At 58.6% G+C, this 13,579-nt stretch carries 15 protein-coding genes; 6 read left to right on the forward strand and 9 right to left on the reverse strand.

Going from position 1 to position 13,579, the window contains the following annotated elements:
* Nucleotides 1-122 precede the first annotated feature (122 nt).
* The 3 genes from AC3WK5_RS19385 to AC3WK5_RS19395 all read right to left on the reverse strand — a co-directional run bounded on the left by AC3WK5_RS19385 (nt 123) and on the right by AC3WK5_RS19395 (nt 2,346).
* Nucleotides 123-731, reverse strand: coding sequence for a hypothetical protein (locus AC3WK5_RS19385; protein ID WP_103315553.1), 609 nt, complete (start codon nt 729-731; stop codon nt 123-125).
* A gap of 9 nt (nt 732-740) precedes the next feature.
* The gene (locus AC3WK5_RS19390; RefSeq protein WP_103315554.1) at nt 741-1,340 is read right to left on the reverse strand and encodes a papain-like cysteine protease family protein; all 600 of its coding nucleotides are present in this window, start codon (nt 1,338-1,340) and stop codon (nt 741-743) included.
* 268 nt (nt 1,341-1,608) lie between these two features.
* Nucleotides 1,609-2,346, reverse strand: a complete 738-nt coding sequence (locus tag AC3WK5_RS19395) for a DUF899 domain-containing protein (protein WP_103315555.1) — start codon at nt 2,344-2,346, stop codon at nt 1,609-1,611.
* A gap of 192 nt (nt 2,347-2,538) precedes the next feature.
* Between AC3WK5_RS19395 and AC3WK5_RS19400 the strand changes: the two genes are divergently transcribed.
* Nucleotides 2,539-2,931: a hypothetical protein gene (locus AC3WK5_RS19400; RefSeq protein ID WP_054596229.1), complete on the forward strand. Its 393-nt coding sequence runs from the start codon at nt 2,539-2,541 to the stop codon at nt 2,929-2,931.
* On the opposite strand, the gene AC3WK5_RS19405 is transcribed toward AC3WK5_RS19400, so the two are convergent.
* Together AC3WK5_RS19405 and AC3WK5_RS19410 are read right to left on the reverse strand one after the other, a co-directional pair.
* Nucleotides 2,928-3,797 carry a DUF6279 family lipoprotein gene (locus AC3WK5_RS19405; protein ID WP_103315556.1) on the reverse strand — a complete coding sequence of 290 codons (870 nt, stop codon included), beginning with the start codon at nt 3,795-3,797 and terminating at the stop codon, nt 2,928-2,930. The genes AC3WK5_RS19400 and AC3WK5_RS19405 overlap by 4 nt on opposite strands.
* A 176-nt stretch (nt 3,798-3,973) precedes the next feature.
* On the reverse strand, nt 3,974-4,162 hold the full coding sequence (locus AC3WK5_RS19410; protein WP_017337097.1) for a PFL_1563 family small protein: 189 nt from the start codon (nt 4,160-4,162) through the stop codon (nt 3,974-3,976).
* A 352-nt stretch (nt 4,163-4,514) separates the two neighbouring features.
* Here AC3WK5_RS19410 and AC3WK5_RS19415 point away from each other — a divergent pair, with 352 nt between their 5' ends.
* Both AC3WK5_RS19415 and AC3WK5_RS19420 read left to right on the forward strand, forming a co-directional pair.
* Entirely contained in the window at nt 4,515-5,351 is an 837-nt protein-coding gene (locus AC3WK5_RS19415) for a CvfB family protein (protein WP_019692453.1), read from the forward strand.
* 102 nt (nt 5,352-5,453) lie between these two features.
* Nucleotides 5,454-6,383: a DMT family transporter gene (locus AC3WK5_RS19420; RefSeq protein ID WP_054596231.1), complete on the forward strand. Its 930-nt coding sequence runs from the start codon at nt 5,454-5,456 to the stop codon at nt 6,381-6,383.
* On the opposite strand, the gene AC3WK5_RS19425 is transcribed toward AC3WK5_RS19420, so the two are convergent.
* Nucleotides 6,331-7,509: an MFS transporter gene (locus AC3WK5_RS19425; RefSeq protein WP_103315557.1), complete on the reverse strand. Its 1,179-nt coding sequence runs from the start codon at nt 7,507-7,509 to the stop codon at nt 6,331-6,333. The genes AC3WK5_RS19420 and AC3WK5_RS19425 overlap by 53 nt on opposite strands.
* 103 nt (nt 7,510-7,612) lie before the next feature.
* Here AC3WK5_RS19425 and ptrR point away from each other — a divergent pair, with 103 nt between their 5' ends.
* Both ptrR and AC3WK5_RS19435 read left to right on the forward strand, forming a co-directional pair.
* Nucleotides 7,613-8,539 (forward strand): putrescine utilization regulator PtrR, encoded by a 927-nt coding sequence (gene ptrR / locus AC3WK5_RS19430; protein WP_103315558.1) that lies wholly within the window; start codon nt 7,613-7,615, stop codon nt 8,537-8,539.
* Nucleotides 8,540-8,767: 228 nt separating this feature from the next.
* Nucleotides 8,768-8,896 (forward strand): PA1414 family protein, encoded by a 129-nt coding sequence (locus AC3WK5_RS19435; protein WP_009042667.1) that lies wholly within the window; start codon nt 8,768-8,770, stop codon nt 8,894-8,896.
* 73 nt (nt 8,897-8,969) lie between these two features.
* On the opposite strand, the gene AC3WK5_RS19440 is transcribed toward AC3WK5_RS19435, so the two are convergent.
* The 3 genes from AC3WK5_RS19440 to speB form a co-directional block, all read right to left on the reverse strand.
* Nucleotides 8,970-9,695: an MBL fold metallo-hydrolase gene (locus AC3WK5_RS19440; RefSeq protein ID WP_103315559.1), complete on the reverse strand. Its 726-nt coding sequence runs from the start codon at nt 9,693-9,695 to the stop codon at nt 8,970-8,972.
* Nucleotides 9,696-9,782: 87 nt separating this feature from the next.
* Nucleotides 9,783-11,162, reverse strand: a complete 1,380-nt coding sequence (locus AC3WK5_RS19445; protein ID WP_103315560.1) for a sodium:solute symporter family protein — start codon at nt 11,160-11,162, stop codon at nt 9,783-9,785.
* Nucleotides 11,163-11,536: 374 nt separating this feature from the next.
* Nucleotides 11,537-12,487, reverse strand: a complete 951-nt coding sequence (gene speB / locus AC3WK5_RS19450; RefSeq protein ID WP_054596236.1) for an agmatinase — start codon at nt 12,485-12,487, stop codon at nt 11,537-11,539.
* Between the two features lie 197 nt (nt 12,488-12,684).
* Here speB and AC3WK5_RS19455 point away from each other — a divergent pair, with 197 nt between their 5' ends.
* A complete protein-coding gene (locus AC3WK5_RS19455) occupies nt 12,685-13,578 on the forward strand; it encodes a LysR family transcriptional regulator (protein WP_103315561.1) in 894 nt (297 codons plus the stop codon).
* The last annotated feature ends 1 nt before the right edge of the window (nt 13,579 follow it).

A 13,579-nucleotide genomic window follows, 5' to 3' on the forward strand; every position in this document is an offset into this window, starting at 1 on the left:
CGCAGTCCAGCGGGAGCAAGCTCCCTCGCCACAGATACTTCTCAGGCCTCCAGACTTCCTTAAGTGAACAGCATTGCAAACACTGTCCGGGCTTTTTACATTTCAGCTCACCAACAGCTGATTCAACTCCCCAACAATCCCGTAGTGTCCGCATCAAACAGTTTTTTGGTCTGGTTGGCGGCAGGCGTCAGCAGGGCAAGTAGTTTGGCCTCGTTATACAACTGCGTACTGGCCAGGCTCTTGGGTGTCGGCTCAATCGGGATAATGATGTCCTCATTACCCGCGTCGTTTGCATGCAGCCAGATCGCCACAAAGTGCAGTGCCGAGACAAACAACACTCTGAGCTCATAGGATTTTCCCTGCAGGCTCGCCGAGTTTTCTGCCAGGTTCAGCGCGCTGACGGTGGCGGGGGCCATCGCGCCATGGTTCAGCGATGAGAACTCGACATGGCCGTGTACTTCGGCCAGTTCTGCATCGGCAATGGTCGTTCCATCGGAAAACACCAGGTAGTGCCAGTTACCTTGGGTGACGGCTTTCAAGCCTTTACCTTGGGCCAGGTCTTCCAGGCTCAGTGAATAACCACGGTAAGGTTCGGAGAGGCTGATTTTGCTCGGGACGGCATTTGCAAACTGGCGGTTGATGCCAAAACCTTGTGTCTGCAAGGCTGCTTGAAGTGCAGGGCGCAGTGTTTGTACGCCGTTGGAAGGCGCCATTGGGTAAGAAAGTTTCATGCTGCCCTCCTAGTTTTTCCGGGTGAAGTAAGTGTTGGTCCAGTTGCCGCCGCCGTTGTATGAGCCGGGGAACGTATTTAATGCGCGCGTGGAATAGCCATAGATGGAATCTGCAACCAGTACATAGTTGCCGTTGGTCCCATAAAACGTCAGGAAGTGAGCGCCACCGCCATACCAGGCAACGCGTATGCCGATGGGTCTTCCCATGTTGATCTGGTTTTCAATGGCGCTCATTTGAATCGAACCCTGGCTCATGCTGGCAAAGCTTCTTGTGGTCCTGAGGGCCGAATCCAGATAGCCATAAACGTTGCAGGGGCCTGGTTGGTTACAGCAGGAGTTCCTGTCGAGTTCATAGTTGGCGACGACGCATTGGGACCAGGACCCGGTGCCGTAATAGTTGCCAATAGACGCCGAAACCGCTGCCCAGCACCAGTTGGTTTGGGTTTGCCGCTGCATGCTGAAGCTGAGACTGGCAGCGGCCAACGTTGCTGGCTCTACCGATGTTTCACTATCGGCCAGTTCAGGGTTGATAAGGTGTTGGGACAGGCATTTGGGAAGTGCTTCGCCGGTGGCCGAACTTTTAAACTGTGTTTCTTCAGTCAGTAACATGATTCATCCTCCATGAATGAACGTAAGCGTCCAGCTTGGGTATATGTACCTAATTGAAATAAAACTGCTTTTTAGTGGGTGAGGTATCGGCTTGCGCTATTTGCCATTTTCGATGGCCTGCCCCGATCGGGTCTCGCTGTAACCTTAGGATGCAATATGCGTTTGTGCAAATTTATAATGCGTTAATGCATTTTTTTGTGGCGGACGTCTTCGAGTGGAGAGGGCGCTTGCACTCCCTCGCCCCAACCGGGGCGAGGGGCCGGCAGCATTACTCGCAGCCACAGTCTTTGGCGCTTGGCGCGGTCTCGTAACGATCGTGATGGCGCACCCATTTCATGCCCTGCTCTTCGTTGCGGCCCTTGGGCGTCAGGTCGAGGAAGTTATAGGCACCGACCAGCAAGTCCAGGCCGCGAGCGTAGGTGGAATAGGTGTGGAAGATTTCCCCGGCGTCATTGCGATAAAACACACTCAGCCCCGGCAGTTCGCCTTCAGTGCTGGTGCTTTTTTCGTAGTTGTAGGTCGCGGTGCCGTCCGCGAGTTCCTGATCGCTGATGGTCACCTTGTAGTCGGCGTTGAAGTCGCTGCCGGCCGATGAGACCCATTTGAACTTCCAGCCCATGCGTTTGCGGAACGCCTGGAATTCTGCCAATGGCGCGTGGGAAACCACCACCAGTGAAACGTCGTGGTGGGACAGGTGCAGGTTGGCGCCGTCGAAGTGGTCGGACAGAAACGAGCAGCCATGACAGCCTTCTTTCCAGCCCTTGGCAAACATGAAGTGATAGATGATCAACTGGCTGTTGCCACCGAAAAGGTCGGCGAGGTTTTGCCGCCCATCGGGGCCTTCGAACACATAGTTCTTGTCGACTTTTACCCAGGGCAGTCCGCGACGTTCGGCGCTGAGTTTGTCGCGTTCCCGGGTAAAGGCTTTTTCGTGAATCAGATGTTGTTTACGGGCCGCGAGCCATTCTTCTCGGGACACGACCTTGTGCTGTTGCACGCTGTTCATGACTTTCCCTCCTGCGAGGTTGGCGTGTTGTGGCTTACACAGCCTAGTCGTTTGGCCGACGCTGTAATCGACAAGCCGCTGATCGGCTGTCGCCGTCATCTGCCCGCATGACAACCTGGCTGAACGGCTGCCGATGGCGCCGGTCACAACCTATGAGAGGCCTCTCACTGTCTGGCTGGAGGTTGATATCGGATGACGGCTTATAACTGGGATTTGCTTGAACGAATGCTGCACGAAGTGCAGAACAGCGCCGACCACAGCTTTGCTCCGCGCGTCTATGCCGAGCAGCATGCGGCAGAGAAGGCGGCAGAGGGTGAGCCCATCGGCAATCTGGATGAGCTGAAAGTGACCGCCACCGAATATGAAAAGCTCCTGCTGGACCGTGGCTATATCGAGTCCCGCCCCGAGGACGAAGGTGGTAACGGCGAGAACTTCATCCTGACACCGCGCGGTTCGAGCCTGCTGTACATGATCGACAGCAGCAGTGCGGGCAATGATCATTCACGGCAGGTGCTCGACGAGCAGGTGGATGCATTGGACCCGGCGACCTTTGATGAGGTGGCGTCTAAAGCGCAGATCGCTTAAGAGGCTCCTGCGACCTTCAAGCACTTCAATGCGCTGAAATCGTTGCGCATCTTGTCGATTTTTTTCAGTAAGTGCTGGCGTTGATCGGCGGTACTGTCGGCCATCAGGTCGACAATCAGGCTGCGTGCCTGGGCTTCGGTGTTGCTGTAAGCCTGGCGATAGGCCGGGGTCCATAAGGTCTCGCGATCGACCAGCAGGGTTTCGATGCGTTGCGCAAAGTCGCTGCTGTGGCGTTGTTCCACTGCTGCGCTGAACAGTGCCTGCCAATGAGCGCGATTGGCGATCCATTGCTGATTTTGCTCGCCCAGCGCGTTGGCCCAGGCAACAACGCGCTGCGCTTGAATAGTGTTGAGCGGGCCAAGCCAGTCGCCCAGGCGTTTATCCATCCGCTCGATGCGATGTTTGACCTGTTGTGCCAGCGGTGCTTTGAGGTATTTCTCCTGATGCACGCGCTGGTCTTTGGCGAAGGCCTGTTTCATCTCGTTGACCTGCTGGTCATTCAAGCCTTGCAACAACTCGACCGCCGACGGGGTGATTTCCCGGGCGGTCTGGGCAATGGCTTGTTTGGCTTCAAGGATGCGGGCTTGCAGTGCGGCGTCTGTGACTTGATTGGTTTCGACCATCTGCTGCAAACGGTCGAGCCAGTCGACATAGCCGGGTATTTGTGTGGAGCAATGCCAACTGAGGTGTTCCTTGAGACGTTCGCTGAGCCAGCCTTTCTGCTCGCTGTTCATGTCCAGGTAGTCGTTGAGCGTCCAGGGAATGATGATGTCGAGATTGCGATAGGCCAGGCTCACTCGGTTGCAGGCCGGTAGCGAGAGGCACAGGGTCAGGAACAGGGCCAGGTGTTTCAACCAGCGCGACATGAGCCAATCCTTGCAAGGGCGTAGTTCTGGTATCTGAATGCAGGATGGACCCGGCTGTTCAGCTGATCAAATCGAACGTACGTTTGGTCTTGAAGGGTGTGGCAGGGGAGGAGGGTTCCAGTCCTAGCGCTTCGAAGCTCAAAGCGCTTAGGGACCAGGGTGACGCGAGGGGGGTATTACTTTTTGCCCAGGGTGATCTGTTTGGACGGGCCGAATGTCTGGCCGCTGACGCCTTTGGCAATTTGCTGGATCTCGCCGCCGGACTTGAGGAAAGCAGCAATCTGGTTGTTGATCGATTCGCTGGTTTCAACGGCTGGAGCTGGCTTTGCTTTGCTGTTGGATGCTTTTACACGCATGGCGGCCATTAACCTGTAGAAAATTAACTTGGCCAGGCATCGTACAGGAAATACTTGACAATTGCTTGGTAAATATCTGCCTGAAATAACCGGGGGCGGGTGTCGATTATTCATAAGTTACTGTTCGCAATAATCACCTAAGCTGCTGTTTTGAATAAGAACGCAGGCCTGAAAAGTACCGTGTATGGCTTACCGATATCAGCAGAAAACCGTCTGGACGGTCTGACGAGCGGGCTCTGCTCTGGTGCAAAACCCAGGAAAAATGAGCCTTGCAGCGGATTTTTCTTCGCAAGCCGGCCAGTCCCCCAACAGCACCGGCAAAACCGGGTAGAATGGCGCCCAAGCAATGAGGGTATTGGAAATGGCTTTAGTCGGGCGCTACAACAGCTTGCAAGTGGTTAAACACACTAACTTTGGTTTATATCTGGACGGTGGCGCGGATGGCGAAATCCTTCTGCCGAATCGTTATATCCCCAAAGATATTCCCAGCGAAGATGAAGACTGGCTGAACGTTTTTGTTTATCTGGACAGCGATGACAAACTCATCGCAACTACTGAAAAACCGAAAGTTCAGGTCGGTGATTTCGCCAGTCTTAAAGTCGTTGAAGTCAACAGCATCGGTGTGTTTCTCGACTGGGGTCTGCCCAAGGACCTGCTGCTGCCGTATTCCGAAGAAAAGCGTCAGATGACCGCGGGCGAATACTGCGTGGTGCATGTCTACCTCGACAAGCACACCCGCCGTATTACCGCGACCGCGCGTCTGGATCGCTACCTGGACAAAACCCCGGCCAACTACAAACCCGGCCAGGAAGTTGACTTGCTGGTAGCCGAAGCGACCGACATGGGTTTCAAGGCGATCATCAACAACAAGCATTGGGGTTTGATCCACAAGAACGAAATCTTCAAGTTCATGCGTGCCGGCAAGGAAGAGAAGGGGTTCATCAAGGAGATCCGCGCCGACGGCAAGATCAGCCTGAGCCTGCAGCCCGTGGGCGAAGAAGCCGCCACCAGCCTGAACTCGAAGATTCTCGCCAAGCTGCGCGACAACAACGGCACCTTGCCGGTCAGCGACAAGAGCGACCCGGCGCTGATCAGCAGCCTGTTCGGCGTCAGCAAAGGCAACTTCAAGAAGGCCATCGGCGCGCTCTACAAGAACGGCCAGATCGTCATTCATGCGGATCGCATTGAACTCAGCTGAGCCGAGCTGACTTGACCTGACCTGACTGCCCCGGCCAAGTACCGGGGCATTTTGTTTTTAGTGAGTAACTGCCATGTCGTTAACCGTTCGCGAGGTTTCGCGGTGATTGCCACTCGGCGCAGCGCCGATGGTTTTGCCCTGCAAGTGATGCTCGGGTTGTGTCTGATCTGGGGTATCCAGCAGGTCATGATCAAATGGGCGGCGGCGGACATCGCACCGGTGATGCAGGCCGCCGCACGTTCCGGGATTTCCGCATTGCTGGTGGGTTTGCTGATCTGCTGGAAGGGTGGTTGGAACCAGGTTGGCAGCACCTGGCGCGGCGGTTTGCTGGCGGGCGGTCTGTTTGCCACCGAGTTTTTGTTCATCGCCGAAGGTCTGAAGCTGACCACGGCGGCGCACATGTCGGTGTTCCTCTATACCGCGCCGATCTTCACCGCATTGGGCGTGCATTGGCTGCTGCCGAGCGAGCGTTTGCGGCGGTTGCAATGGCTGGGGATTTTGCTGGCGTTTATCGGTATTGCCGTGGCATTCGCCGGGGGCGTGTCCTGGGATAATCTGGACCGGCGGATGCTGCTCGGCGATGCGTTCGGCGTTCTGGCGGGGGCCGCCTGGGGCGCGACGACTGTGGTCGTGCGCGCCTCACGGTTGTCGGAAGCGCCGGCGACCTTGACCCTGTTTTATCAACTGATCGTCGGCTTTCTCGGCCTGCTGCTGATTGCCGCGCTAAGCGGGCAGATCACCCACGTCCACCTGACTAACGTGGCGGTGGCCAGCGTGCTGTTCCAAGGGCTGGTGGTATCGTTTTTCAGCTACCTGACGTGGTTCTGGCTGCTGCGCCGTTACCTGGCATCGAACCTCGCGGTGTTCTCTTTCATGACGCCGCTGTTCGGTGTCACCTTCGGGGTGTTGCTGCTCGGTGAGCCGTTGAGTGTCAACTTTGTCGTCGGTGCCGTGCTGGTGTTGCTCGGCATCACCTTTGTCAGCGCAGAACAGTGGGTGCGCCGTCGTTTGCGCACAATGCTGGAGCGTTGAGTGGACGCAGCAGCAAACCACCGGCTACCAGCAGGCCGCTGCCCGCCACCATCAACGCCGGTTGCAAGCCACCACTGAAGTGGCTGCTCAGCGCTGCCAGCAATGGCCCGCTGAGCTGACCCACGGCAAAACACGCGGTCAGCAGGCCGGCATTGCGCTGGGTGGCCTGCGGCGCCAGTTCTCGCGAGCGTTGCATCACCAATTGCATGCAGGCCAGAAACGGCGTGCCACACAGAATCACCCCCAGCGCCAGACCGAGACCGCTGCCCAGCAGGCAAGCGAAGACCCCGGCCGCTTGCAGCCACAACGTCGCGATCAGCCAGTGACGCGTGGCGTTGGGGTTATGCCGGCGCAAACTCACCAGCAGCACACCTGTGGCGGACGCCAGGCCAAAACACGGCCAGAACAGATCGGCCTGCCATTGACCGTGAAAACGGGCGCTGGCCATCTGCGACAGGAAGGTCGCCGGAATGATGTAGCCCAGGCCGTACAGCGCGTAGATCAAACCCAGTCGCGGGATACCGGCACTCTTTGGAGCGCCGGCCGTGGCTGTGGCTGCCACGCTCGCAGTCGGTTGCGGCAGGATCGGCAGAATCACCAACAGCATTGCCAGGCCCACGCCGGCATACACCAGCCACAGGGTCGCAGAGCTTTGTCCCAACAGGTTCGAGCCAAGTGCGAGCAAACCCGTCAGAAAAATCCCCAGGCCCGGCCCGGCGAATACCAGTGCGCCGAGCCGTGGACGTCCGGCGGCCATCGCCAATGGCTGACTCAACGCGGTGATCATCACCAGCACCCAGGCGCTGGCTACACCAGTACCGAAGCGCAAAACCAGATGCGGCCAGAAGCCCTTGGCCCAGAACGAGGCAAGGGTCAGTAGCACGCACAGCCACAATCCGCCGAGCAAGCGCCGACGGACTTGCTCGGGGCGACGGGCGAACATCGCATCCACGGCACCGATGAAGTAGCCCAGGTAATTGGCTGCTGCAATCAGACCCGCGGCAGTCAGGTCGATCTGACCTTCGCTGAGCAAGTGCGGCAGCTGTGGAGTGAGCGCAAAGCGCCCAATGCCCATGGCCATCATCAAGGCAATGAAGCTGGCGAGTAAGCGTATAAGCGGCGACATGGTCAGGATTCCTGCAACGGAGCAATGACCGTCAGGCTAGGACTGATTGACTTTCTTTAAAAATGAATAATAGTGAGTAACTTGTTCATATTTGGAGAAAGGTGTGGAGTTCAGCCAATTGCGCATCTTCCAGGCGGTGGCCGAGGAAGGTTCCATCACCCGTGCCGCCGAACGCTTGCATCGGGTGCCATCCAATTTGTCGACCCGGCTCAAGCAGCTTGAAGATCAGCTGGGCGTAGAACTGTTCTTGCGTGAGCGTCAGCGTTTGCAGTTGTCGCCCGCAGGCAAAGTGCTGTTGGACTACACCGCCAAGCTGTTTGCCCTGCATGACGAAGCCCACGCAGCCGTGCAGGGCGGGCAACCGGCCGGCAATTTCGTGCTGGGCACCATGTACAGCACTGCGGCGATTCATCTGCCGGGTTTGCTGGCGCGCTATCACCGCACTTATCCGGCGGTGAACCTGCAAGTGCAGTCGGCACCGAGCGGTGAATTACTTGAAGGCCTGCTCACCGGGCGTCTGGACGCCGCGCTGGTCGATGGCCCGCTGCAACTGGCCGGGCTCGACGGTGTGCCGCTGTGTGACGAAAAACTGGTGCTGATCAGCGAAGCCGATCACCCGCCGGTGCGCAGCGCGCTGGATGTGCAGGGGCGTTCGGTGTTCACCTTTCGCCAGGGCTGTTCCTACCGGATGCGCCTGGAGGCCTGGTTCGCCCATGATCATGCGGCGATGGGCCGGGCGATGGAAATCGAGTCCTATCAGGGGATGCTGGCGTGTGTGATTGCCGGTTCCGGCGTGGCGCTGATGTCCGAGTCGATGCTGGCCAGTCTGCCGGGACGCGAGAGTGTGGCCGTGCATCCATTGGCCGAGCCTTTCGCCAGTGCCACCACCTGGCTGATGTGGCGAAAGGGTATGCTCGGCGCCAATCTCAATGCCTGGATCGAGGTGCAACAAGCGGTGTATGGGGTCTCATCTTCGGCGAACGATTGTGGCGAGGGAGCTTGCTCCCGCTCGGCTGCGCAGCAGTCATAAGGCGTTTGGCGGGTTCAGCCCTAAAGGGTTGGGTGAATGGTTTTGGGGCCGCTTCGCCCGAGCGCGGACCGACCCGCGGGAGCAAGCTCCCTCGCCACAGTGATTTTGATGAATTCGGTAACAGATCTTTGCCTTTTGAGGCGAGCATTGCGTAAGACTTCGGACTACTATCTGTATGAAGCGTCTATAGAACCCGGTCGCTCAGCACTACCCTGAAGGGGGGGCACCATGAAAGAGAAACTGCAAAACTGGCTCCATGACCTCGGTGTCGCGCTTGGTTTGATCGAACCACCTCTGCAACCCGTGCCAATCCGCACCGACGATGAGCAACGCCGCCGTCAGCAACGCCGCCGGTAAACGAGGTAAGGCGTGAAAGGATCGCAGCCTTCGACCACCGCGTCGGAGGCGCGGCTGCGCTAGCTCACTTGCCTCAAGCGTGCTGTTGCAGCCACTGGTCAATCATCGTGTGCAACTTCTCCCCGGAAAAACTCCCGAAATGTCCGCCATGCACAGTGCGAATCGGCAACGAGCGCAAGCGTTGCAGGCTGCGGGCGTAATCCTCAAGGTTGGAATGATAGGCGTCTTCGACCAGCGGTCCGTCGTAGATGATGTCGCCGCTGAACAGTGTGCCGGTGGCAACTTCAAAAAGGCTGATACCACCCGGTGAATGACCGGGAGTGTGCAGCACCTGCAAGGTTCGATTTCCCAGGTCCAGCACGTCACCTTCTTCGATCAGCCCGGTGGCGGGTGCAGCTTTGACCCGGTATTCGGCGTAGCACAGTGGGCAATCGGGGTGGGCTTCGAACATCTCGTCGCCGACAAACGCCCTGGAAAGGGTGTTGTCGCCGTCGGGTTCGGCGAGGATCTGCGCTTCGGCCGGATGCACCAGCCGCTCGGGGAATTCGTGATGACCGGCGATATGGTCGAAATGGCAATGACTGGCCACGGCCACCAGCGGCCGGTCGGTCAGCCAGGGCAGTTGCTCGCGCAGGCTGACCAGGCCCGAGCCGCTATCGAGCAGCAGGTCTTTGTCGCGGCCCTGAATGTGCCACAGGTTGCAGCGGTAGAACGGTCGAATGTACGGCTCGTGAATCAGCCGAATGCCGTCGCTCAGGTGTTTGACTTCGAACCATTGGTCGCGACTGACGATTTTCATGGTGCTTTCCTCCAGGCGAAAAAAACGGGTGCAGCAACCGACGCTGCACCCGCCGAAGAAAAGGTTCAAGCCATTATTGGTTTCAGCTTATATCGCGTTCGCCACGGCAACCGGGCGAGGGGACAGCACGCTGACCACGACGAAACTCACCAGGCCGACCGCCAGGCTGTAGTAGATCGGGGTGTTGGCGTCCAGGCCATCCTTGAACATGAACACCAGGGCGGTCACGAAGCCCAGGCCCATGCTGGCGATAGCGCCGGAGGTGGTTGCACGTTTCCAGAAAATGGCCCCGATCAGCGGAACCAGCATGCCGCCCACCAACAGGTTGTAGGCCAGGGTCAGGGCACTGATCACGTCACTCACCACCAACGCGATACCGAGCACGACAATACCGGTCAGCAGGGTGAACAGGCGGTTGATGCTCAGGCTCGACTGTTTGCCACCGCGCAGTTTTGGCAGCAGGTCTTCGGTCAGGGTGGTGGATGCTGCGAGCAGGCCGGCGCTGGCGGTGGACATCATGGCGGCCAGGGCAGCAGCGATGACCAGGCCACGGATACCGTCAGGCAAGGACAGTTTGACGATTGCGGCGAAGGCGTTGTTGACGTTGTCCAGGTCCGGGATCAGCACGTGTGCAGCCATACCGATCAGCGCACAGGCCAGACCGTAGAGGATGCAATAGAAGCCGGAAATGGTGCCTGCGTACTGAGCGACTTTTTCGTTCTTGGCGGTGAACACCCGTTGCCAGATGTCCTGGCCGATCAGGATGCCGAAGAAGTAGATCATGAAGTAGGTGATGATGGTGTCCCAGCCGATGGTGGTGAAGCTGAAGCTGGACGCTGGCAGTTTCAGCACCAGCTCATCCCAGCCGCCCACGCGGTACAGGCAGATCGGCAACAGGATGAACATCAGGCCAACGGTCTTGATCACGAACTGAACGATGTCGGTCAGGGTCAGCGACCACATGCCGCCGATGGTCGAATACACCACCACCACGCCACCGCCGAGTACCACTGAAATCCAGAAGGGCAGGCCGAACAGCACTTGCAGCACGGTGCCGATCGCCAGGATCGAGGTCACGCCGATCATCAGCGCGTAGGCCAGCATGATCACCGCACTGGCCTGGCGGGCCATTGGGTTGTAACGCTTTTCGAGGATCTGGGTGACGGTGAAGATCTTCAGTTTGAGCAGCGGCTTGGCCAGGAACAGGTTCAGCGCAATGATCCCGCAACCCAGCGCGGCGCAGAGCCAGAAACCGGAAATACCGTGGACGTAGCCCAGGCGAACGGTGCCGACGGTCGATGCACCGCCCAATACAGTAGCGGCCATGGTGCCCATGTACAGGGTTGGGCCGAGGTTACGACCGGCCACGAGGTAGTCTTCGTGGGTCTTGGCCTTGCGCATGCCGTAATAGCCCAGCACGAGCATGCCGGCGGCATAGATGAGTACAACGAATAAATCCAAAGCCATGAAGCGTGTCTCCGATTGTCTTTCTTATAAGAGTCTCGTAGGAGCAAGGCTTGCTGTGGCGAGGGAGCTTGCTCCCGCTGGGCTGCGTAGCGGCCCCAAAAATGCGACTGCTGCACAGTCGAGCGGGAGCAAGCTCCCTCGCCACAAACGTCCTGTTCCTACGGGTAATGCTTGAGTCAGGCGGTATTGCACATGACCGCTTTAGCGAACGAATCCGTGCCCGTACTGCCCGAACACCGCCACTGGCGCGGGGATCAGGCTCGACAACGTCGGCTGTCGCACAACGCCTGATTGGCATTGCGCGATAGCTGCGGTTGTCCGGGGTGCAGAAAGCGAAACCGTTAGCGGTGCTGAAGCAGGCTGGGGGCGCTGCCTCAGCGGTGCGCCACGCCCGGCAATACGCAGAGCATTTCGTACAGCAGGTTGGCGCCCAGCAGCGAGGTGTTGCCGGTGGTGTCGTATGGCGGCGAGACTTCTACCAGGTCGCAGCCAACCAGGTCGAGGCCTTGGCAGCCACGAACGATTTCAATCGCCTGAATGGTCGTCAGACCGCCGATTTCCGGGGTCCCGGTGCCGGGTGCCCAGGCCGGGTCGATGCCATCGATGTCGAAGCTCAGGTACACCGGGCCACCGCCGACTTTTTCACGGACTTCAGCCATCAGCGGTTCCAGCGACTTGTGCCAGCACTCCTCGGCCTGAACCACGCGGAAGCCCTGTTTGCGGCTCCAGTTGAAGTCTTCGGCGGTGTAGCCCTGCGCGCGCAGACCAATTTGCACGACGCGGTCGCAATCCAGAAGGCCTTCTTCGACGGCGCGACGGAAGGTGGTGCCGTGGGCGATCTTCTCGCCGAACATGTGATCGTTCACATCGGCATGGGCATCGATGTGCACCAGGCCGACCTTGCCGTGTTTTTTGTGGATGGCACGCAGGATCGGCAGGGTGATGGTGTGGTCGCCACCGAGGGTCAGCGGGATCACGTCGTGTTCGAGGATCTCGTTGTAGGACTCTTCGATGATCCGCACGGCGTCCAGCAGGTTGAAGGTGTTGATTGCCACGTCACCGATGTCGGCAACCGACAGCGAGTCGAACGGTGCAGCGCCGGTGGCCATGTTGTACGGGCGGATCATTACCGATTCAGCACGGATCTCGCGCGGTCCGAAGCGAGTGCCGGCGCGCAGGGAGGTGCCGATGTCCAGCGGGATGCCAATGAAGGCAGCGTCCAGGCCGGCAGCGGTTTGCAAGTGGGGGAGTCGCATCATGGTGGCGATGCCGCCGAAGCGCGGCATTTCATTGCCGCCCAGTGGTTGGTGAAGAATCTTGTCCACGGGTATGGCCTCATCATCATTGTTTTATTTATGGGGTTGCACCGCGCAAAGGGATCGCACGGGCACCTGTTGGACGGATTCTGCGAAATACGCTGCGGGAGAAGAATCGCTACCGGCAAATACTTAGTTCAGGTTTTTCTAAACTAATGGCCCCGGCAGCGATAGACTTCACACTGATCGTGTTTGGAGATCCCCCCATGGCCAACGCTTTACCCGACCTGAAACTGTTGCGCATCTTCGTCAGCGTGGTGCGTCATCAGGGGTTTGCCAACGCGCAGCAAGAGCTCAACCTCTCGACATCGGCCATCAGCACCTACATGAGCCAGCTCGAAGCGGCGTTGGGTTTGGTGCTCTGTCATCGTGGGCGTGGCGGTTTCAGCCTGACCAGCAAGGGCGAGCTGTTCCATCAGGAAACCTTGCGCCTGTTCGGTGAGCTGGAAGGTTTCGAGCAATACGCCGCGGCGCTCAAGGGCGAGTTGCGCGGCACGCTCAACCTCGGGGTGATCGACTCGACCGTCAGCGACAAGGCCTTGCCGTTCGCCGAAGCCATTGGTGCCTACAGCCAGGAGCACCCGGCGGTGCATTTGCACCTGTCGGTGATGAGCCCTTACGAACTGCAACTCGGCGTGCAGGACAACCGCCTCGATCTGGCCATCGGTGCGTTCTCCACGCGCATGAGCGGGCTGGTCTACATGCCGCTGTACCGTGAACAACATTGGCTGTATTGCAGCAATCGTCATCCCTTGTTCAACGAGCGGCGCATTCCCGAACAAGTCATCACCCAGCAGCGCATGGTCGGTCGCGGATACTGGAGCCAGGCCGAATTGGCCCGCCACGGCTTCAAGCACAGCGCGGCGACTGTGGAGAGTATGGAAGCACAGCTGATTCTGGTGTTGTCCGGCGCCTACATCGGCTACCTGCCGGAGCACTACGCTCAAGCCTGGGCCGACAAGGGCGATTTGCGCGTGCTACTGCCGGCGACCTTTGGCTACCAGGCACCGTTCTCGATGATCGTGCGTCGTGGGCGCAGCCGCGAGCCGTTGATCCAGACCTTCCGCGACTTGCTCAAAGCGCAGCTCAACCAGGCCTGAT

It is taken from the genome of Pseudomonas sp. FW306-02-D09B (assembly GCF_058782685.1).

Coding starts and splice junctions, on each gene's coding strand:
- AC3WK5_RS19385 (WP_103315553.1), bottom strand. CDS start 731: ATGAAACTTTCTTACCCAATGGCGCCTTCCAACGGCGTACAAACACTG.
- AC3WK5_RS19390 (WP_103315554.1), bottom strand. CDS start 1,340: ATGTTACTGACTGAAGAAACACAGTTTAAAAGTTCGGCCACCGGCGAA.
- AC3WK5_RS19395 (WP_103315555.1), bottom strand. CDS start 2,346: ATGAACAGCGTGCAACAGCACAAGGTCGTGTCCCGAGAAGAATGGCTC.
- AC3WK5_RS19400 (WP_054596229.1), top strand. CDS start 2,539: ATGACGGCTTATAACTGGGATTTGCTTGAACGAATGCTGCACGAAGTG.
- AC3WK5_RS19405 (WP_103315556.1), bottom strand. CDS start 3,797: ATGTCGCGCTGGTTGAAACACCTGGCCCTGTTCCTGACCCTGTGCCTC.
- AC3WK5_RS19410 (WP_017337097.1), bottom strand. CDS start 4,162: ATGGCCGCCATGCGTGTAAAAGCATCCAACAGCAAAGCAAAGCCAGCT.
- AC3WK5_RS19415 (WP_019692453.1), top strand. CDS start 4,515: ATGGCTTTAGTCGGGCGCTACAACAGCTTGCAAGTGGTTAAACACACT.
- AC3WK5_RS19425 (WP_103315557.1), bottom strand. CDS start 7,509: ATGTCGCCGCTTATACGCTTACTCGCCAGCTTCATTGCCTTGATGATG.
- AC3WK5_RS19435 (WP_009042667.1), top strand. CDS start 8,768: ATGAAAGAGAAACTGCAAAACTGGCTCCATGACCTCGGTGTCGCGCTT.
- AC3WK5_RS19440 (WP_103315559.1), bottom strand. CDS start 9,695: ATGAAAATCGTCAGTCGCGACCAATGGTTCGAAGTCAAACACCTGAGC.
- AC3WK5_RS19445 (WP_103315560.1), bottom strand. CDS start 11,162: ATGGCTTTGGATTTATTCGTTGTACTCATCTATGCCGCCGGCATGCTC.
- AC3WK5_RS19455 (WP_103315561.1), top strand. CDS start 12,685: ATGGCCAACGCTTTACCCGACCTGAAACTGTTGCGCATCTTCGTCAGC.